This is a genomic window from Rhizobium sp. NLR22b (assembly GCF_019685295.1).
Lineage (GTDB): Bacteria > Pseudomonadota > Alphaproteobacteria > Rhizobiales > Rhizobiaceae > Rhizobium.
In genome coordinates this window covers 59,045-79,472 of sequence record NZ_JABDWM010000021.1, presented here as the reverse complement: position 1 = coordinate 79,472, position 20,428 = coordinate 59,045, and the positions used below count along the sequence as shown (strand labels likewise).

Annotated in this window: 13 protein-coding genes and 1 pseudogene; 9 read left to right on the top strand and 5 right to left on the bottom strand. The window is 56.7% G+C overall.

The window, feature by feature from the left end:
• Window positions 1–51: 51 nt before the first annotated feature.
• Both HJC00_RS27590 and HJC00_RS27585 read left to right on the top strand, forming a co-directional pair.
• A complete protein-coding gene (locus HJC00_RS27590; RefSeq protein WP_221164935.1) occupies window positions 52–1,074 on the top strand; it encodes an NmrA family NAD(P)-binding protein in 1,023 nt (340 codons plus the stop codon).
• Window positions 1,075–1,965: 891 nt separating this feature from the next.
• The gene (locus tag HJC00_RS27585; RefSeq protein ID WP_221164934.1) at window positions 1,966–2,559 is read left to right on the top strand and encodes an SET domain-containing protein-lysine N-methyltransferase; all 594 of its coding nucleotides are present in this window, start codon (window positions 1,966–1,968) and stop codon (window positions 2,557–2,559) included.
• Between the two features lie 645 nt (window positions 2,560–3,204).
• Here HJC00_RS27585 and HJC00_RS27580 read toward each other — a convergent pair.
• Window positions 3,205–5,397 carry an AAA family ATPase gene (locus tag HJC00_RS27580; protein ID WP_221164933.1) on the bottom strand — a complete coding sequence of 731 codons (2,193 nt, stop codon included), beginning with the start codon at window positions 5,395–5,397 and terminating at the stop codon, window positions 3,205–3,207.
• An 875-nt stretch (window positions 5,398–6,272) separates the two neighbouring features.
• Here HJC00_RS27580 and HJC00_RS27575 point away from each other — a divergent pair.
• From HJC00_RS27575 to HJC00_RS27545, 7 genes and pseudogenes are all read left to right on the top strand, one after another.
• Complete coding sequence (locus tag HJC00_RS27575; RefSeq protein ID WP_221164932.1) at window positions 6,273–7,202, top strand: Pnap_2097 family protein; 930 nt, start codon at window positions 6,273–6,275, stop codon at window positions 7,200–7,202.
• Between the two features lie 482 nt (window positions 7,203–7,684).
• On the top strand, window positions 7,685–9,370 hold the full coding sequence (locus HJC00_RS27570; protein WP_221164931.1) for a hypothetical protein: 1,686 nt from the start codon (window positions 7,685–7,687) through the stop codon (window positions 9,368–9,370).
• A 136-nt stretch (window positions 9,371–9,506) separates the two neighbouring features.
• Window positions 9,507–11,213 carry a hypothetical protein gene (locus tag HJC00_RS27565; RefSeq protein ID WP_221164930.1) on the top strand — a complete coding sequence of 569 codons (1,707 nt, stop codon included), beginning with the start codon at window positions 9,507–9,509 and terminating at the stop codon, window positions 11,211–11,213.
• 525 nt (window positions 11,214–11,738) lie between these two features.
• Window positions 11,739–12,785, top strand: a complete 1,047-nt coding sequence (locus tag HJC00_RS27560; protein ID WP_221164929.1) for a hypothetical protein — start codon at window positions 11,739–11,741, stop codon at window positions 12,783–12,785.
• A 174-nt stretch (window positions 12,786–12,959) separates the two neighbouring features.
• Window positions 12,960–13,064: pseudogene (locus tag HJC00_RS27555) on the top strand (30S ribosomal protein S21); the annotation flags it as partial.
• A 40-nt stretch (window positions 13,065–13,104) separates the two neighbouring features.
• Window positions 13,105–13,299 carry a hypothetical protein gene (locus tag HJC00_RS27550; protein WP_221164928.1) on the top strand — a complete coding sequence of 65 codons (195 nt, stop codon included), beginning with the start codon at window positions 13,105–13,107 and terminating at the stop codon, window positions 13,297–13,299.
• A 19-nt stretch (window positions 13,300–13,318) separates the two neighbouring features.
• On the top strand, window positions 13,319–13,933 hold the full coding sequence (locus HJC00_RS27545; RefSeq protein WP_221164927.1) for an alpha-ketoglutarate-dependent dioxygenase AlkB: 615 nt from the start codon (window positions 13,319–13,321) through the stop codon (window positions 13,931–13,933).
• A 1,044-nt stretch (window positions 13,934–14,977) separates the two neighbouring features.
• Here the strand turns inward: HJC00_RS27545 and HJC00_RS27540 are convergent.
• From HJC00_RS27540 to repB, 4 genes are all read right to left on the bottom strand, one after another.
• Window positions 14,978–15,937, bottom strand: coding sequence for a hypothetical protein (locus tag HJC00_RS27540; RefSeq protein WP_221164926.1), 960 nt, complete (start codon window positions 15,935–15,937; stop codon window positions 14,978–14,980).
• A 244-nt stretch (window positions 15,938–16,181) separates the two neighbouring features.
• Window positions 16,182–17,114, bottom strand: a complete 933-nt coding sequence (locus HJC00_RS27535) for an SDR family NAD(P)-dependent oxidoreductase (RefSeq protein WP_221164925.1) — start codon at window positions 17,112–17,114, stop codon at window positions 16,182–16,184.
• Window positions 17,115–18,064: 950 nt separating this feature from the next.
• A complete protein-coding gene (repC, locus tag HJC00_RS27530; RefSeq protein ID WP_221164924.1) occupies window positions 18,065–19,279 on the bottom strand; it encodes a plasmid replication protein RepC in 1,215 nt (404 codons plus the stop codon).
• A 156-nt stretch (window positions 19,280–19,435) separates the two neighbouring features.
• Window positions 19,436–20,422, bottom strand: coding sequence for a plasmid partitioning protein RepB (gene repB / locus HJC00_RS27525; RefSeq protein WP_221164923.1), 987 nt, complete (start codon window positions 20,420–20,422; stop codon window positions 19,436–19,438).
• Window positions 20,423–20,428 lie beyond the last annotated feature (6 nt).

Below are 20,428 nucleotides of genomic sequence, written 5' to 3'. Positions count from 1 at the left end.
AGGCCTGCAATAGGCTACCGTTCAATGATCAATCATGGAACGGAGTGTGTTATGAGAATTGCTGTCGTTGGTGCAACGGGACGAGTTGGGGGCAAGCTTACCCGAACCCTTTTGAGCGCCGGGCATGAGGTAAGGGCCTTGTCTAGAGGTGGTCCGGCGCTGGAAGAGCTGGTTTCGCTTGGCGCTGAGCCCTTCATCGGAAGCTTTGATGAAGGGACGGGTGATTTCAAAGCCTTTTTCCGCGACGTCGATGCCGCGTTTCTGATGGTCAAGACAGACTGGAGCAAGATCGAGACAGACTGGAAAAGCTTCGAGGATCATTATCCAGTCGTGGCTCAGCGTTTTGTCGATGCGCTTGAAAAGTCCGACGTCAAGCTGGCCGTGACCCTGACCGCCATGGGATCAGAGGTCAACGCCGAGACCGGCCATTTCAAGGGGTTCCACCATCTCGAGACCAAGCTCAACGAACTGGGCTCGATTGATCTGGTTCATCTGCGTGGCGCCTGGTTCATGGAAGATACGGTTCAGTGGATCAGGCCGGTTGCCAAATATGGCCGCATTGGGTGGTCCTGCTTGCCGGATCTGAAGATGCCATGGGTGGCAATCGATGACATTGCATGGCTGGCTGCCAGGGAGCTGACCAATCCAAGAGGCAGACACCGGGTCGACCTCGAGGTAGGTTCTGAAGACATCTCCATGAATGAGCTGGCCGCGATCATCAGCGCTCAGATCGGCAAGCCGGTCGGCTATCGCTACATCGACACGAAGCGCGAAGAGGTGAAGGCCGAATTCATCGGGCGGTTCGGGACGCCGGAAAAATGGAATTACGACGTGCTGACGACTGAAGCCCTGAACAGCGCCCTCGTCAAGTTCCACGGGCAGCATGAGGATCGCCCGCAACTGCCGACCACGATGGAAGCGTTCATTCGCGATGTCTGGAAGCCACGCTACCTGGCAAACGCGGCACCTCGGGAAGATGAGCCGGAGAGCTTTGCTCTGTGGTGCGCGAAGAACGAACCGCCTCGCAGGCTGCTCATTCCGGCTTTCTGCAGTCTCCATAGCGTAGATCCATAGCCGACGCTGACGAGGCGATGCGACCGGGGAATGGCAGGTTCCGGGTGGTCCCGGGACCGCCCGCTGTTCCAAATGAAGCCGTGTTCCTGCGGAAACTCTTTCTTTATCAAGACCGCATTTCTGGGGTGGAAGGTCTTGGTGCTGATGACGCAAGGACTGCCGTTTCCGACCAGGATCGAGATCAGCCGTCGTTGACGGTTACCGCATCCTAAGATGAAAGGCCCGTCTTTTCGTCCCTTTTGACGACGCGTTCGTAAATCTTGCTGGCGTCGATTGCAGATCGCGAGGTTGCTTCGGAAGGATATCGGTGGGGGCCTCCTCGAATGGCTGAGGCGGGTAGCAAGAGATTTTATGCCTTCAGCTCAGCGCTTGCTCGACTAGAAAAAGCGTTGCCAAGTCGAGTGCCATCCTCGGGAGCCAAACTCGTTCGCTGACCTGAAGCAGCAGCTCCCGTTCGGACTCCTCCAGGAACCAATGGGCAGGACGATTGCCGCGGTCTTGGGTAGACCCATACCGGTTGTGCATGGACGCGAGCCGAACCGGCAGCTGGCCGTTCAGCTTTGTTCACAAGGCTAGGAGATCCTGGAACCCCCTTCTCGTCAGTCGGTGTATACTTGTCGGCGAGGATCGACCGGCATGCGGTTGCCGCCAATTGTCCAGAAATCCGACCAGCCGGCAGTCCGGCTCCAAATCTCGGTACGGTCTGCGAAGCCTCCAGCCGGGTCCTCAAGAATGGGAAACGGTATGCTTGCCGGGTACGTGAACCTGGCGGGTCGATCTCCATTACAGCTGCAACGGGAACCAAATTGACTTCTAGTTTGGCAGGTTCAGTATCTCGGAGCCATTTGGGGCACGATGTTCTGACATGAACCAACACATGCTGAGAAAACAATGCTATACTTCAAGACAAAGGTTTTACATTCACGCATTGAAGGTCGCGGACTTTTCGCGCATGAGACGATCCCTTGCGGATCGATCGTAGGCAATCTGATCCACGGCCGGCGCTATATTTCCGAAGCGGGATATTCCGAGGCTCAACGAAACGGGGACGAGAGAGTCATCCACACTGGTCTACGATATGCAGGAAACCTGTTTATGTACTCATTGCCTCGGCACGGTAAGTTTCGGACTGAAAACGAGCATTTCATCAACCACAGCGAGGATGCGTCACTGCTTTACCATTGCGGCACGCTGTTCGCCTTGAGGACCATCTTTCCGGGCGAAGAAATGACCGCAAATTATAAGTACTTCCTGGCCGAGGGGGACATCACGTCGTTTCGGGATGCTAAGACTGGCAGACCGGTACAAGGTCTTGACGGCTACCGTGCGATGCAGACGTCGATGCTGGAGCTTGCGGTCCTTCTGTCGTCGGAAGGGTTTTCAAAGAGCTTTGAAAATTCCTCGAACGTTGGCGACACCGGCGCCGTGGATTGGCATAATGCCGGCGGGAACAGTTATTCAGATGGCTCCGGCACGAGGCATTGAAAGAAGTATGCGGGCTTAGGCAATCGCCTCCCGCTGCTTGTAAGTTGCTGCGAACCTGGCGATATCCATGGTGGCGATCAGTATGGCCACTACTCGGGTGAGGCGTTGGTCGGAACCCGAGATGCGTCACGTGACGGCGCGATGCCGACGGGCAGAGATCCCCACCGTTGCCCAAGGCTGATGGCGAGACCCTGATGTTCCTTCAACTCTGGCGGAGTCCGTCATGCACCGGGAAGCGGATGGATGAAGCGTCGACGGTTCACGGAAATGCAGATCGTTCGGATCTGATGGCGCGAGAGAATGGGCGACGACAGCTGATGGTGCCTCAGATGTGGCTCATAAACCGCTTAAAGAATACGAGGCTCTCCCAAACCGGAAGGGAAATTGATCCTGACGTCACAGACTGTTACCATTACACTTTCCATCATTCATCCTAAGCGGTTATCGTTCTTGACAAGCCTCGCCTCCCTGCAGCACCTGCAGCCCTGGGGAGCGGTTTCCAAATCGGCTCAAGTGAATAAGCCTCGGCGAGCTCGATATAAAGCCGCCAAGTCCTACGGTCTCGCCTGCGCCTATCCTCGTCTTGCGCCAAGCCGATCATGTGTCGGCGCGCGTCAGCCCCATACCGAGCGGTATCGCATCCAGTCAACGCCCGTGGGAGCTCCCCCGCAAGGGGCGCAGATCGAGCTTTCTGCGGGGAGGCGTATTGGCCCATCGTTTGGATAGATCGGCAGTCGGAGGTTTCGTCGGAATGGCATTCTCATTGTGGCAATCGCCACCCATATGTGAAGCTGCGCCTGTCGGCCTCATAATGGCGCCATGAGATTCCGGCGAAGCCTGGTACCTTTTTAGCCGTTTGATGCGCTCTCCCGGGCCGTCCGCGGCAAGTCGCGTTGGTTCCAGCCCTAAAACTCGCTCCGGCGCATCATTTCGCTCCTCCACATCAACCACCTTCCGTTTCTGCCCTGCGACTTGTCCGGGTAATCCATCTCGCACCTTCAGACTGGCCATCGCGTTGATCAGGGTCTTGTCAATATCCACAAGGAATTTTGATGCCGGAGGGCGGTCGTCAATCCGACCGATGTTCTGGGCAAGAGCACAAAGACGCTCACCGGGTTCCAGTTTGCTTGCGACGAATAGCGCGGTGCGATCACGGTGGCGTGTCAATGCGACGTAGCTGATATTGGCACGCCAGTGATCAGTGTGGAGGAGATAGGTCTGATCGAGCGTCTTGCCCTGTCCACGGTGGATCGTGCCAGCATAGCCATGGCTGAAGCTCTTGAAGGCAGCAGTATCAAAAGTGATGTCCCTTCCATCATCTTGGCGAACCGTCAGGTGCGATCCGTCGATCGACTGAACCGCTCCGGTTCGGCCTTTGTACAGTCCCAGGGGCTTATCGGTGCCGGTGAGCTGCAAGCGATCACCGATGGCAACCAAAATAGTGCGACCGGCTGCGGTTTTGAACGCGTGATCCTCACGGAGTCGGCCTTGCTGGCGCCAGACTTCCCGTAATTTCATGTTCAGCCTGTCGACCTCGGCATTGGTAAAGGCGAAAACCATCCGGGTTTTTTCCGGCGCTGTCTCGTTGTCCCTGGCCCAGGTTTCAACCAGACCGCGGCGTGCACTCTCCAGGTCCTGGCGCCAGTGGATAAATTCGAGCTCGTCGAGAATTTTAAGCGCTTTCTCCCACTCGCCCTTGTGCATGTGATTGAACGCGCGCTTCTGCGCATCATCCGGCACCCGGAACACTTCATGCAATTCGGCGGCGCAGTGAAAATCCGCCAGCGTGCCAAACATGCCGCCGCGCTCGATGCTGGGCAGCTGATGGTCATCGCCAGCCAGAATCACCTTGGCGCCCGCTTTGCGTGCCTCATGCAGCAGCGCGGCAAGCTTCTCCGTCGATAACATGGCTGCCTCGTCCACCACCACGACGGGCTTGTCTTCCCATGTGCTTGCATCATTTTCGAGCCTTGCCAGCTCGCTGTCGACCGTGTTGGCTTGAGCAAAGCCAGCCGTCTGTCGCAAATCCTGAACGACATCATTTGTGAAGGACAGGGCCAGCACCCGTCGGCCTGCGTTTTCATAGGCCTCGCGAACCAGGGCGAGCACCATCGTCTTTCCGGTGCCGGCCTCGCCCCTGAGCACGGCAAATCCTTCCGCTCCCGTCAATTGGGTTACAGCTTGCTTCTGCTCTTCATGGAGAAACGCGTGTCTCTGCAGAAGGCTCTCACACTGATCTCCCCCAACACGATGTTGACGCATTTCGGAAAGGGCGTCGGCGTCGCCCATGAGTTGCCGCTCTTGAGCGAGAACGGATCGGGTCGTGAAGCGCGTTGCGGCATCGTTTCTCTCTAAAAGAGAGATGACATCTTCGTGCCGGAGTATTTCCCCGGTAAGTTCCTCTCGTGTCTGAGCGGCAGTAATCTCCATTTCCAGCAAGCTGCCATCAATGTCATGCTTGCTAAAAGTCGAACGCTCCGCCGTCAACTCGTCCGTCACTTTCCCTACGAGGACAGCCCTAGTCGTATAGCGCGTTGTTGCGGCACCGCTTGTCTCTGAAAGAGCGAGGATATCTTGGTGCCCGACTATCTTCTCGATTAGTTCCGCTCGCATATCGGCGGCAGTAATGTTCATTTTTGACAAGGCGCGATCAATGTCATTCCGGCTAAAGCTCCAGCGGTCTGTGAGCAACCCTTTGGTAACTTTTTCCACGATCGCATCGGTTTCAAGTGCATCAAGATCGATCCCATCGAGAAGGTCGTCACCGTAATCGCTCTCCGCCTTGTCCATTTCCATCGGGTCGATCATTCTCACTTCCCACTCTGTGCTATCGGCCATGGAAATTCCCCTCACTGCAACCCGTGAGACGGCTACCCCTGCCGCGGCTATCTGCTTCCCAATCAATGCAATGCTTCTTCGCGATATCTCCAGCGGGCAGTCGCCGGATAAGGTCGAGATCCGTGGATTCGCAGAACGGTGGAACATGCTCGACGCTCAGCATGTCCATTCGATCGGCAGACCGCAGCATCGGCTGGTCGGGCGGCACGGTCTGCAGGAGCTTGCGACCCGTGCTAAACACGCTCGCGCTCTTCTTCGTTCTGCGTTGGCATGACGGTTGCTCCAGAATGCCTTTATCAAGGTATTCGATCGTGCTCCGACGATGGTCGCGCAACAAGATGAGTTGTATTTCAATCGCAATAGTGGGACGGAAGCGTCGCCGTTTCTAGCGGGCTGTAGCCTCGAGTCCTCTGTGCGGGCTGCGTATGGAAACAGCGAGGCGAGCCACCCTCACCTCACGACCTCGGCGTTCGCCTTACATGAGTCACTTCATCGTTTTTATGCTCGCCCGTTTCTTCGAAGTTTGAATGCGCCAGCTATTTCGCTCAATAGATGTTGGCGGCGACCGCCTCTCCGTCCAGCAATTTATCTCACCCCTCGGGATCGCAACGTACAGAAATTTACCGCCCCTTAAATGCAGTGAAGCGTTGCACAACCTCCGTATTTCGCAGACTATTTCAATTGTAACTCACTCATAATTGACAAGAGCTCTGTCGTAACAATGTTTCATCGCGCTATTCAGCAATTAATTCTACAAGAAGACCACATGGTCTTGCTCCTGCCCGATTCAGGTGGACCGTTCCAACCGGCGAGGCTAGCGCGACGTATTTGATGCGACCTGACCGCAGTTCGGCAGCGCAGGATGGGATAATCTAATGTCCAACGAAATGAACCTACTGTCGCCCACGCGCCACGAGTTCCAGACGCCGGCAGGGCGGGCGGTATATACAGCGGAGCATGGCGAATCCGCGCCATTTCACTCGGTGAAACATTGCTATCGCGCCGGCATGCCGCAGCTGAGTTATTTTGGACTTGCAGAAAACTGGTTGCTCAAGGAGTGCGGCGATCGTCACTGGGCGATGCTGGCAATACACAGCGGGCGACGGGTGCCAGAATTCATCGCCGACAACAGCAACCGAGCGTATGCGGCCTTCACGGCGGTCCGCCTATATGCCTGCACATTCCAAGAATTACGGGAGAACGACGAGTTTGACATTCGGACGACATTGCATCGCGTCGGCGCGACACGCCATGTCAGCGAGCACCAGATCTTGCGGGGCGATACGCTTTACGGAAAGTTGACCATGGCATCAATGTTCGTCATGCGCAACGAGGCAGGCAACAACCGCACAGTCACCCGTGCGACGCTTGCCAGCCTCGCCGGCGAAGTAAGTCCGGCACCGGAAGCCGCTTCGCAGATGTTCCTGCGCAGCAAGCAACTCCGTTCAGGGGAGGTGCCGCGTGACTGGCTAGTTGGCGAGCAACAGCAGCCCCCCGAGGCGCGGGCTGAATTTATACCTTGCCCCCACAACGACTTTAACGGTGCAGGTTTTCTTTACTTCGCAAGCTTCCAGGCATTCATTGATCGGGCTGAGTGGCAGCGGCATCGATTTGCAGATCCACCAGCCCTGTCAAGCCGCGAGTTATTCTTCTACGGAAACATCAACGTGCAAGACACGCTCGCTGTGACTTTCTTGCATGAACGCGTGGATGGCCACGGTTTAACACACTGGGCTGAGGTGACGCGAGGAAGCGACGGGCAAAAGATTGCCGATATACTGACAAAAAAATGCTGGAGGCGGTGATGATAGAGCTGATAACGGCGAGCGCGCGAGCTGAGGACTGCACGTCAGAGCGAGCAACGCGCACCCTGTCGAGAGTCTGGAGTGCGACCAGACTGAAGCGAAGCGTCGCAAACCAGGGCAAGCCAAATTGGATGAACGCGGCTACAGCCGCGACGACTTCGGCCGCTAGCTGACTTGCCAAGGGAAGGTCTGGTTTTCCGCTCGCATCGGTAGTGCCCAGCTCATCAGCCGCGAACGCTCGTTTTTCCCGACTTTCAGTGCCGTCATCCGCATTCGAGACGGCGAAGTGTAAAGGCAGAATGCATCAGGCTCCGCCGCAGGCGCAATGGATCGATGCTTCAGCGCCGTATCTCTCCGCCTGCCGCAGCAATTGGCCGGCGAGCCAGAACATGTTTCATCGGTAACCTGCTTTCCGTCGAAGCATTGCCTTTTGAGAGGTAAGCTCTCTGGACCAGTTCCATCATCGGGAATGGAGAATTCCGTTGCCTCTGCATGCAACCGCCGCTGCATCCAACGACAGCAGCCCACAGCTACCGATCATGGAAACAGGACGGCAGGACGATGTCCGCCGCGTCGACAATCGGCGGTCGACGCTTGTCAGGCTTCCCCCCGAAATACAGGAGAACGTCCTTCTGAACCTGGTGACGGATGACCCGCAGGAAACCGTCAGCAATCTGAACCGCTTCAAGCGGACATGCAAAGCAAACGAGCAGTTATTTAACAGCCCTTCGAAGCTGGGAAGGATCTATTCCCATCTGACCCGAGCAAGCGAAATCGCCGCCGAACTCAGCGACAGTCTGTGCGATGTCCGTCGTTCAAGGCTGAGTGGCGACCTCATCGGCGCTCATGGTTGGTTGCTCGGCCTTCTTCCATCCCGGCGGCGCGGCGAACTTGTCAGGGCGGCTCTTGCTCTTGAAGATCCCGATGAGAAGGCCTTTGCGATCGCCGGACTTGCAATTGGCCTGCGTTATCTGAAGCGGGAACAACGGACGGCTCTCGTCAAGGCCACTCTCGACATCGCAGATTCCGGTGCCAGAGCATGTGCCATAGGCTTGCCGCCCACGGGGGATTATATGACAGTTCCCGCTACAGGCCTGGGATTCAGCCTAGGATATCTGACAGTGCAGGAACGCAAGGCGCTGGTCAGGACTGTCCGCAGGACGGAGGATCCCTCCCACAGGGCTATGGGGATCGCAGCCCTTGCGCCGGGATTCAAGCACCTCGAGCCGGAGCAAGTCCAAAATTTGGTGAGAATGATCTACGACCCGCAGCACCCGAGAGCCCTCGGCCGAGGGCCTGCATCCAAAGCAATTTGGGGTCTTGGCCCGGGGCTCAAGCATATAGCTCGGGACCAACGCAGAGAACTTCTCGCCGTCGTCTGCGACCGCACCCACCCCTACGCTCCCCTCGATGATCTGGACAAGGCCAAGGCAATGAGTGCATTCGGGTCCGTGCTGGCACATATAAGCCCTGCCGAGCGTACCGATATATTCAACATGATCGCGGATCCGAACCATCCGAACGGGCTGGCGAACTCCGATTGCCGTGCAATTGTGATGGCCGCATGTGGTGCTGGAATCAGCCATTTCACCGCAGACGAGCAAAGGACTCTCCTCGACATGATGATCGTTCCTGTGGGGGATGCGCCCGAAACAGACAGAGCTTTTCGAAGCAAGGCCGTCTCAGGTATCGGCCCTGGTCTGAGGTATCTGCCCACCAAGGCGCGCCACGAGCTCATGAAGAGGTTTCTCAGGTCGGAGCAGACGAACACGCTGATCAGGTCAGGAGAGGCGATAGGAGGAATGGGAATGGGGTTAAGAGCCTTGAATGTGCGCTATGGCAAGTCTCTCGTGAGAGCAGCTCTCGCCTGTGAGGAGCGCCAGAAAGCCATTGCCATTGCCGGACTGGGCCAGTCAGCCGATTTCCTGGAGGAAGGTGACTTCCTTGAGCTTGTCAAAGGTGCACAAGCACTTCCCTCGACCCGTTTCGAGGTAGAGCCTGGCTCTTTTGAGCAGGACAGCCGTTCGATGGCGATACAGGGCGTTGCGAAGGGATTGGAGAACTGGACGGCAAAGGTGCTCGCTCTTGAACGCGGCAGAACTCTGCAGAAAACTTTCAGCTCTGCCCGCCGGCCCGACGATCGGGCACGCCAGGATTTCTGTCGCTGATTTCCTGCGAAGGCCGACCTGGCATGCTGCCCCATTTCCACAAACGCAAATGAGCGTTCAGCGGCTGCCTCCTGAATGATCGGGAGGCGCTGCAGCAGCAAACGAACTTTACTAGACGTGCAACATTGGAGGGCGCATGCCGGCCATCAAACATTCGCTCAATAAACGCGAGCATCCCCCTGAAGATAAAGAGTCAGGTCAGACCAAACGTCCGTCACAGGAGTCGCGCGCCACAAGCCCCCAAACCGATTACGGCTCGCTTGCCTCGGAAGAATTGGCGCAGCTCGTCCAGTTTGAAAGAGACATAGCCCCTCAATCTGCAGCAGCAAGCGGAAATTCTCTCACGTCCGGTGCTCAGGATGCAACTCCGCTTTCACAGAAGCAAAACTTGCCCAGTGGCAACGGAAGGGCTGCGTCTGAAACCGATTACGGCTCACTGCCTTCAAGTGAGTTGGAGAGCCTGGACGATCGTGTCGATCCGCCCTGCACCGCACCGACCAGCCCGGCACAAGAAGAACCTCCCGCGACCACGGGCAAACGGCTGACCGATGAGCCTCGTCCAACGCCTAAGCCATTTGCTCTCACGCGACCGCCCGACAAGACGTACAATCGCAAAATGCCGGCCATCAAAAAACGCGGGCATCTGTCTGAAGATGAAGAACCGGCCCGGACCAAACGTCAGCGACTGGAATCGCGCGCCACAAGCCCAGAAGCGGATTATGGCTCGCTTGCGTCGGAAGAATTGGCGCAGCTCGTCCAGTTCGAAAGGGACATAGCCCGTAAATCTTCAGCAGCAAGCAACAATACTCGCGCGTCCGCTCCTCAGAACGCGACACCGGATTTGCCACAGCGAAATTTGCCCAGTGGCAACGGAAGGGATGCGTCTGAAACCGACTGTGGCTCGCTGCCTTCAAGTGACTTGGAAAGCCTGGATGATCGTATCGATCCGCCCTGCACCGCACCGACCAGCCCGGCACAAGAAGAACCTCCCGCGACCACGAGCAAACGGCCGCCGCCACGGCTGGCCGATGAGCGTGATCCAGCGCCCAAGCCATTTACTCTCACGCTACTACGGGACAAGACGTACAATCGTAATTTGTTGGAGAAGATCGGTCAGCCGTGGCATCTCGCCTATCCGCCGCGGTGGGCTCCGCACGTACCGCTTCTCGCCGCCAGCCATCAGATCCGGGATTTGTTGCGAGACGGTCGCGCTGCATTGCCGAAGGACCATAAAGATCTATGGACTCCCGGCCGCCCGCCTAAATCGAAGCTTTTTGTTATCGCCGGCTATGAGGGGGGGAAAGGACTTTACCGCGAACTCGACGCCGCTCACGTTGGGACATTGAGTTTTGAAGAGAAACGTCATCTGGGAGTCCTGCCCGACTGGAAGATGACAGACAAGGAGATGTTCGAGCTCGGCCTGCTTACGCGGGATCAGGTGGTGTTGACACCATCTCCCAGTATCCAATCCTCTCAATCTGGGTCGAGATATCTTGAAAAGCGTCTTGTGCAAGCAAAAAGTCCCGGTTCCTTCACCGAGCGGATGGCGGTGTCAGCTAGTGAGTCAAATCACTCCGATTCCAATCCCGATTGGGATTCCGATGCGGACATTCCCGTAAAGATTCATTTTGTCTTGGTCGAACTCAAGCGAGGTCAGCTGGGCCCGAATTTCGAAGGCTGGACGCCGGCAAGCATCCGGCACCATTGGCTGCCAATGTTGCCAAAACCGGAAGGCGCATTTGAGAAAAAGGAAAAGGCCGAGCAGACGCGGGATGTCGATGCCGCTGAATTGCGCGGTCTCGATGCTCGTCGGGACGATCGACGGACGCAAGGGCGAGATTGAGCGCAGTTCTTGTATCGGATCTACGGGGACGTCTGTCCTTCGGACGCCACATATAAACTTGATGTTAACGGCCAGGGTTTGGGCGAGCGGCCAGCGCAACGATGGACGGCGCGGGTTGCGGAACAAAGCCGGCTGCAATGCTAATGTGAAGTACAAGCAAGATTTTTTGACGTCGAGATCAACAACCGTAACTCTGAGCGGTCCGAGCGCTTCCTTTGCTGACAGGCCTCCAAATACGCTCAATCGTCGGCGGGAGCGCAAGGGCTGGGGTAGGTCACATTGCATTTTCATGCTCAACTCCCACACGTGTCGTATTGGAGCAACTTTTTTGAGAACCAGCGCGCATTACGGATGAAACGCTTGGATGCTTTCAGGGCAACGCTCGCTGTGTCAGACTTCCTGGACATCAATTCCAGGTGGCCCGGTTGCATTGAAGGGCGCTGAACGACAATTGGCCGATTGGGAAACATGGATGTGCGCATCAGACGCGCAGGAATATTTGCTGACCGATTGAAGGACAATTCGATGGCGAAGAACGGACGTTTCACCAGACAGGCTTCGAAAACTGCGACCGCCGTAGATCAGCAGCCTTCCGTCGAGGAGATTAAGGAGACGATTGTCGTCAAATTCCCAATTGCAGCAGGGCAACATTCCGCCTCTACTGATGCCAGGCCATCCAAAAGACTTCCCGAAGAGAAGGCAAAACCGAGGCAAGGAATCCGCACAGCAAGGGGCTCCCGCGCCGCTGCAGCCGCACAGGTGCCGCCTCCAGCGGACCCAGAAATAAGGGACACAATCGTTGTCCGCACAAAAAACGAGGCCGCAACGAGGCAACTTGCCAAAGCTGCCGACGCCCGCCCCCGTTTGTCAATTCGCTCCGCCGAAACGAGAAATTCAAAGCAAAATGGGGCGCCTGCCGTGCGTCTTCAGGAAAGACAACCAGCGGCTCCATCTCAAGAAAAACGGGCATGGAACGCGATCCCAGGCGAAGAGGAGAATGGAGGAGCTGCAAAGAAAACCCGAACGAATGCAACCGGTGCTTCTGACTTGAGGGGGACGGCAGCGAAGGCGTTGAAACGGGCCCCCACTGAGCATCAGCTACCACCGATGACCAAAATTATGTCAGACCACCGTGAGGGTGTCATCGACTACGCTGCGGGTGAGAGAGGTCTGCCTGAAACCGGTGGCTTCTCGCCAATCTCTCGTGTTGACTATCATTCCTTAAAAATCGGACCGTTGCCCGTTCCGCTCCCGAGCCCGAGCCCGAGCCTGCGACTGCAGGACTTTCGGCCGCACGCGCAACAGCAGCGGGAACAATCAGTTGAACAAGGAAGGGCTGAAAGCATCAAACTGCCGTCATTCCAGGAGCTGGAAGAGAGTAGTCGAGCTTTAACACCGCCGAAGAGGGATCGTATCGACAATACGCGACTGCAGGAGGGCACGCCGGCTTTGCCAAATCGATCGGCGGCCTCAGCATCAGCCCCCCTGACCTCTGCGCCTGCCGATGCCGCCGGCCGCCGAGGGATCGAGCGACCGCTGCGCAACGATCGTGGTGGTGGCTTGGAACGTTGAGGCTCGGTCAGTTGGGGGATTATCCAATCCTGGATATCGCTTGGGGCCACACCGAACTTACGTTACTTAAAAAGTCCGCGTCACGCGTCGGCGGAGGGATTCACCCAGGCAGCAACGTTTGATCTCCAGCGCCATCCTCAAATGCAATGCAGTTTATCCTCGCCTCGCTGCGCAGTCCGGGAAAAAGCGCAGGCGATCAGCCGGCAGCGAAAGGCTGCACGCAAGAAGATGCAGCGCGAAGGGCTGCTGGTCGGGCCCAAGCGGACGGCCGCGCGTTAGACTCCTAACCCGGTCGGTTGCATTTCCGAAAGGATAGACAATGGACGAACTGAATAGCCTCACCATTTCGGAGGAACGCCTCGAGGATTGTCGCGATGTCGTGGAACCGGATTTGCAGGAACTGATCCAGCGCGCAGTGACGTCGGGCTTTTCACGGGAGGAAATCCTCATAGCAGTCAGCGAATTGGTCGCAGAGGATTTCGCGATGGTCATGGAAACTCCGAGCGTGCATTGAGGGACGAGCGGTGACCATGATGGCACAGAAGGACCTCTTTGGCGGGGCAGACGTAGGCTTCCCCGAGGGTTTCCAATATTCGCGGGATATTGTGCCTGCCGATCTGCAGCGCGAGGCTCTCGAAGCAATACCGGGCCTGCCGTTCAAAGCCTTCGACTTCCATGGGTTCGAAGGCAAACGCAGGACCGTCTCCTTCGGCTGGAAATACGACTTCCAGAGTCAACACATGAGAAAAGCAGAGGCGATACCGTCATGGCTGCTCCCCATTCGCGAGATCGCCGCACGCTTCGCGGAAATTGTGCCGGAGGCGCTCGAACATACTCTCGTGACGGAATACGCGCCCGGCGCGCCGATCGGCTGGCACAAGGATAAATCCACGTTCGGCCGGGTCGTCGGCATCTCCCCGCTTTCGTCCTGCACCTTCAGGCTGAGGCGCCGGAACGGCGACAAGTGGCAGCGACGATCGCTCGTGCTTGAACCGGGCTCCGCCTATATCATGGCGGCGCCTCAAGAACGATCGACTGGGTTATTCGATTACATTTTCGCAACCTTTCAGTCGTTCTCCGCGTTCGCGCCTCCTATAACGAAATTCAAACATTCGTACGTCAGGCTTCTTGGTTTTCCGCAAGCATGATCTCCGATCGGCTGCCAAGCAGCGCGACAACACACGCCGCTCTATAACGAAGAACGATGAGATGCCCGCGATTTCGCATTCACATCGACGGCTTGTCGGCCAGTCTTTGCGCGAAGCAGATGATCTATTGGCGCGGTGGGGCCGAGGAAAGGGAAAGCCGTAAAGCTTGCGGGAGGTTTCTTGTGCCATCCGACACAATGCCGGCCCTTCGACTCATCGATGCCCAATTCACGTATTCTCGGAATGGCGGGGCTCTTGCCGTGGCAGTCCGCCAGCAATTACTTTGTCAAAGATAGGCGCGGCCCGGAAGCGACATGCGAGGGACATTGCCGTGAGACTTCCACTTGATTCTCACGCCCAAACGAACAGGGACACATTGTTGTAGGCCGGTTTTAGCTCTGCTGTCCTTGGCACGAGCAAAGGACTGGAACTTGAAAATCTTTGTGAAGACGGAGAGCCGAGCCATGACATCGATCTCAAATAGAAGCGGCGCACCTCGCCTGCGCCGGATTGATGTGCCGGCCTATCTTGCGTGAAACTGCGGCATAGACATCGCCGTCTCGACGATCGCCAAGATGGCAACCGTCGGCGGTGGTCCACCCATTCAACACATCGGCGCATTCCACTTTATCATGTACAGGATCTGCACGATTGGGCGAACGAACGACTTTCCGAGTCGGTTTGTTCAACATCGGAAGGACGCAGGGGCTAGGCTTCCAGCGCAGTTTCGATCCCTATGACTGGTCTGTCGTCATCAGAACGCTATCGAAATGATGGATATATCGCTGCGTCAGATGCCAGCCGCCTGCCCATGTGGTGCAGGACTAGTCAAACCCAGATCGCCGGCGACGCTGGCGTGAGAGCGGTTAAGGGTGTTCGAGATTACGCAGCTTAGGCCTGCCGCGTCGTCCCTAGATCGTTCGGGGAAAAAAGGTGCCTCGAAGACGAAATGATGCCGCATCCTCCCTTTTGTTCACTCATGTATTCCTGTGGCCGACTCTCGACTTGCCTATTTTTTGTTCGCAACGTCGGCTTTCTTCACATCTAGTCGCGCCCCCTGGACCGGTCGCGACTAGCTGCCCCGAGCTCACGGCGGCGATCCAGCTGCTTTGCCATGGATCTTGCAGCTTGGCCTATCAGGAGGGTTCTGCGTTCGGGGTCAGGCGCGTTCAAGCCCTCCCGGACCTCATTCTCAAGCTTTTCCGGACTTCTCCGGGACAGCCTTTCTCCCTCGCGTCGATCTGCGAGAATTCGCTCTCGGGTCTGATCGTCATATCCCGACAGATCATCACCTCGAGCCTCCGCCCTAGTATACTCCAGCCACAATCCACGCTCATCCCATTCCTGGTGCTGTGCATCAGCAATCGCTTCAAGCGTCTCTCCGTGTGCCTTATCAAGAAATCTGTCCGCGTGCGCGATGAACCAGGCCGCTCTCTCTTCGTCTGGTGTTATCTCCACGAATTCGTCACCAGAGGGCTGTCGCTCACAGAAAACGCCAACGGCCTCATTGAGCAGTTTTTTCGCGTGAGGGTATAGACCCGCCTGATAAGGCGCCAGTTCCGCCAACGCCGCCATCTTGCACGAACGATCCGGTATTGCCGATAGCGATTGCACAAACTCCTTCTTCGTCTGGTCAGATTGGTATTTCAAGGTCGGACCAATCTGCTGAATCATACGTGGCCAGTCCGGCTGGTCCGCCGCGAGTTCCTTATCTACGACACGCTTGTGCAAATGGCGCGAGGAAGTTATCAAGCGGGCTGAAGCGATCAGATCCTCTTCAGAGATCCCTGCTTTCTCAGCAACTTCGTGGGATATCCGATAATTTCGTTTGTTCGTCACAAGAAGTGACGCCAAGCCAAGCAGAGCGTCAGAACTCCCCTCCTTTCCAAGCTGATAGCCCAAGTTATCTGCTATCTTCAAGACAAGCTCATCGGGCAGGTCACTATAGCCCGCGCGCGGCAGTAGTTTCGACCCTTCGTTTGGGGAAGTGTCCTCGTCGTTCATAGGCAAAGTCTCCAGGCAATTCCGTGCACATCCAGATTACGTTCAAAGCATTCGCTCGCAAGCCAGAACAGATTATTCGCCTGAAGCGGATATCGAGGAGACGTCTCCTGTATTGGACCGCTTCATTCTTCCGATCCCATGGTGGGAGGGCCGGCGGACGACCCCGAGAGCCAGGCTGGCAACAACATTGAAACTGACTATGTGAACGGCCCCAGTCGCTCCCACGGGGCACGATCTACTTCCTTCAAGTCGACAAACGCAACCGGTATAGGTCCGAACGCCGACTCGTTTGTGCCACGCGGTTCTTCATCGCCTCAAGATCGTCGTCTGAAGCTATATAGCAGCCGCTAAGAGAGCGATAGCGTCCGGAAACCAGCTTCGCCATCATGTCCAAGCTGTGCTGCACATCAACCACATTGCCGGTTTCAAGCTGCTCCTGGAACCAAGTCGCGACCTTACCTTTAGGAGAGGCCGGATCCACGTCTGTCAAATCGTGCAATTCGATAAGGCCGATCGGCAAAAGCCCTGGGTGGAACGCGAAAATCGAGACACCGTATCGAATGGTTTCAGCGGCGAAGTTCTCGGTGAGCTTAATCAGAGCGCCTTTCGAAACGGCATATGCTGAACAGGTCGGCCAACGGAAGACGCCTGCATGGCTCGCTATATTCACGATTATCCCCTGCCGACGCTCGACCATGTGCGGCAGTACGGCGCGCGTACACAGGAAAGCGCCGAGCAGGTTTGTTTCGAAGGTACGCCACCAGTCGTTCACGTCGACTGGCCACGCATGATCAATCGGCCCCGTCTCGCCAGCATTGTTTATTAGGAGATCGACCGCACCGAATGTCCCGGAAACTTTACGGACGGTTTCCGAGACAGCCATGGAGTCCGATACGTCGCAAACCAGAGCGAGGGCGTTGCCGCCTGCTTTTGTGATCTCATGCGCGGTGTCGTCGAGCTTGCCTGCGCTCCGGCCGACGACTGCGACCCTTGCGCCGCTGGCACCAATAGTTTGCGTGATACGCTTGCCGAAACCGCGGCTGGCGCCGGTGACAATCGCCACACGGCCCTCCAGATCCAACCCAGATGTGTTTACCGGAACACCAGGCTGGCTGGCGCGATCCGCTGGCGTCACCCCTTCACCTGACTGTGAGAACGCCAAATTGACTGTTGTCATGGTCCTGCTCGTTTCCATTGCGCTTGGTCAATGAGTTTCAACAGGTACCGACGAAAGCACGAACATGTTCGTAGTACAATTCCTTGGCATCCGGAGACGGGTTACAGCTGCAACATCAACGACCAGCAGGGCGACGGCTCATAAGCTGTCGCGGCTATCGCTTCTCGTACAATGTTTCGAAAGTCCTACGAGCCTTGGTGAACTGATCAATCTCGTCCATGGGGCTCCTAAGGAGACTGATGACATTGGAAAATCCTGTACCGCAACCATGACCAGTTCGCGATCGTATCCTCCACCAATTCTGGACATGCCAGCCATGGCCGCATCACTTGAACGAAACGGCCTCCTCAACCCTCTGCGGTTCAAAGTTGGCATATTAAATTTAAGAGGTTCGGCCCTGGCCCGGCTCCCGCCCGACCATGGCGTCTCGGAACCGAATAGAGGAGGTGGAGATATTCCGCCCACGGTGGCATTGATGTCCTTGGCGGGATTGGATCTGGTGAGTTCATTGCAAGCAATGTGCCGGTCGCATCTGCGGCCCAGAACATTATTGGACCGCTTCATTCTTCCGCTCCCGCGGTCGAGCCCGCGATCGAGGTCGAAGACGGCCCTCGCTCGCGATTCATCTTGGGCGCATCTCGGCGCATGGGTTGCGATCCGGCTACCTCACCGAAGCCGCCAACTGCAGAATTCCTCGTCCCGAGGCCATGGACCGGTCGCGTGGGTTTTTCGGCCCATGTCGACTAACGACAGGTTTTCGCAATGAAAAGAGCTTTCTCCAAACACGCGTCAAACACTTCGAGCAGGGTATTAATGATTCCGGCGGCAACGCCGTAAGGTTATTGCGCTTTCATCCGGCCGGAAAGGCATCTGAACCGCGTCGCTGCGCTCAAGGATTGATCGATGATCGCTCCCGTCCCAAGAGCCTCCGGTCTGTCATCGCTCACTCACTACACCGATCGTCGCGCATGTCCGACATTCGTTTTCAGGAGCGCCATGATCATCGGCCCCAGCGAAAATTCACCCCGCGCCGCCTTTCGGGTGAGATCGCGCAGGTAGCCTCCAGCGGAATTGATGTGCCCTGCCCTTTCCAGGATGCACGCAATCGCCGTCGCGGCGTTCTCCGAACCCATGATCTCACACGCCTCCTGATAGGCCGAAGGGCTCACGCCGAGGCTCGACCGCACCACGATGGCTGCGGCCATGAACTCCCGCCAATGGGTGATCACGCCTTCCGGTCCGTACATTGAGATCTCGGGACAGGCCTTCAGCACCACGCCCAGTGGGAAAGGCTCCTGCGGACCCACCACTCGCTTCGGTTTTTCCGCCGAAGGTTCGCCCGGCTCTTTTCTAGAGACAGGTTCAAATTCATGGATGTAATCAGTATTTGAATTCTGTGTGTGACAGCCATTTTGATCATCATTGCCACCCGTATTCGTCGAATTTTGGTGCGCCATCAATAAGTTGACAATCTCCTCGCGTAGCAGCGTCATTTCATTCAAGGCGCAGTCCACTTCGGCACGATTCGGATTACGCGGCAACCTGGTGATAGCGGCGCGATACATCGTCTCAATCGCGTCCCAGTCTCCGACCACGCCTTCCTCGACCGCAGCCGTAATCAGCTTGCGTACGTCGCGGCGGCAGATTGTAAGCGCTTCCTTGGCCCGCTTAAACAGGCGACGCTCTTCGGCAACTTGTTGAGACAACTGTGCCAGTTCCTCTACGCGGGACAGAAGCGGCGCCAGGCTGAAGCCGAAAGCCTGCTCGATTACGCCTTCTTTGTTACGGTGCGCGTAGCGCTTGCCATTCGGGCTATCTCGACGATGAATTAACCCAGCATCAACCAGCGCCGTAAGCTGCCGGCGGAGCGTCGTGCCGGTGATGCCATGCGCACGAATCGAGAGCTGAGCGTTGGACGGAAAGACGACCATGCCGAACTCTTCCGATAAATCGTTTTCCGGATAGAAGCTGAGGAGCGCGTCCAGTACTGCGAGGGCTCGGTCTTGGAGACCAAGCAAGCCGCGGGCTTCGCTAATATCGCGGAACACCTTCCACTTTTCAACGGTCTTGCCTGCCTTGATCTCTTCTGCGGCAATCTGCCCCTTCACCGAGGCAAGCGTCATCGCCCGCCGGCCGAAGGGCGTCGTCACATTTCCAAATTGCATTTTTCTTCGCCTTTTTTAGGCAAAAGCAAAACGCTCACCGAAACGGCGCCAAAGACTCTTGACTGCGATTCGTGGAAATGCGATTCTCAGGCTGCTTACACCTTTGAGAGAGGCTTCCATGACGGCGACGTTGAGGGGGCCTTTTTCTTTTGCGGTTTACCTTCTTTCACCTTTAGTAAACTTAAGAAACTCCTCGTGGAGGCGCTCGAGATTTTCGGCGATAAATCGACCGAACCGAGCCGCATCCTTGGATTTTAAAGCGATCGAGTATCTTTTGCCGCTCCCGTTGAACTCGGCACGGACACTCGCATCATTCGCACGCCATTCCCCGGCGGACTTGCTGCCCTTGGTTCGACCGCTTGCTTTCTTGAGCTCCGCGGCGATCCGATCAAAACGCGCGTCCGAACTAAGTGCCAAAAACCTCTCGTCCAAGATAATCTGCTTCGTCAGCTCAAGGGACGATGGTTTTTCCAGACTCTGAGCGAATTCAAGCCAGCGGTCACGGCCGATGGATTTCGCAGCGCCTATCGCTGCTATGACGGAGGCTGGGACCCTGCCTGACACAGAAAGCATCCGGGTAAGCATCGGTGCGTCCACTGACAATGCCGCCTGAATCGTGGAACGCTCATAGCCTAGATCGAGCAAACTTTGCGCGAACTTTGCACGCTCGATGAACGACAGGTTTTCTCGCGCCGAGTTTTCTTGTCCTTGTGCAATAACATGGTCCGCATCGGAAACAGTTTTAACGACCGCGCGAACCGGCCTGCCGAGATCTTTTGCAGCACGAGCACGCCGGTGGCCGAAGACAATCTGGTAACGACCCTTTTTGTCTGGGTGAGGGCGCACCTGAATCGGCGTGTTCTGGCCACGTTCTCTGATTGTTTCGAGGAGAGCGTTGTACGCGAGATCGTCATCCCCCATACGATCTGAGACAAATGAGTCTTCCAGAAGAGAGGGGGCCAGTTCAACAACTGCTTCGCCGGCGATTTGTTGTTCAGCGAGTGCGACCTTGTCTCTCAGCTCGCTTAGCGAGCTGATCATTGACCTGGAAGCACCGTGAGTAGCGTAGCCAGGGGTAGCACGCCGTTCCGTCGTGGAGCTGCTGCCAGAGGTAATGTTTGCGAAGACATCTTTGCGAGCCATGTCAAA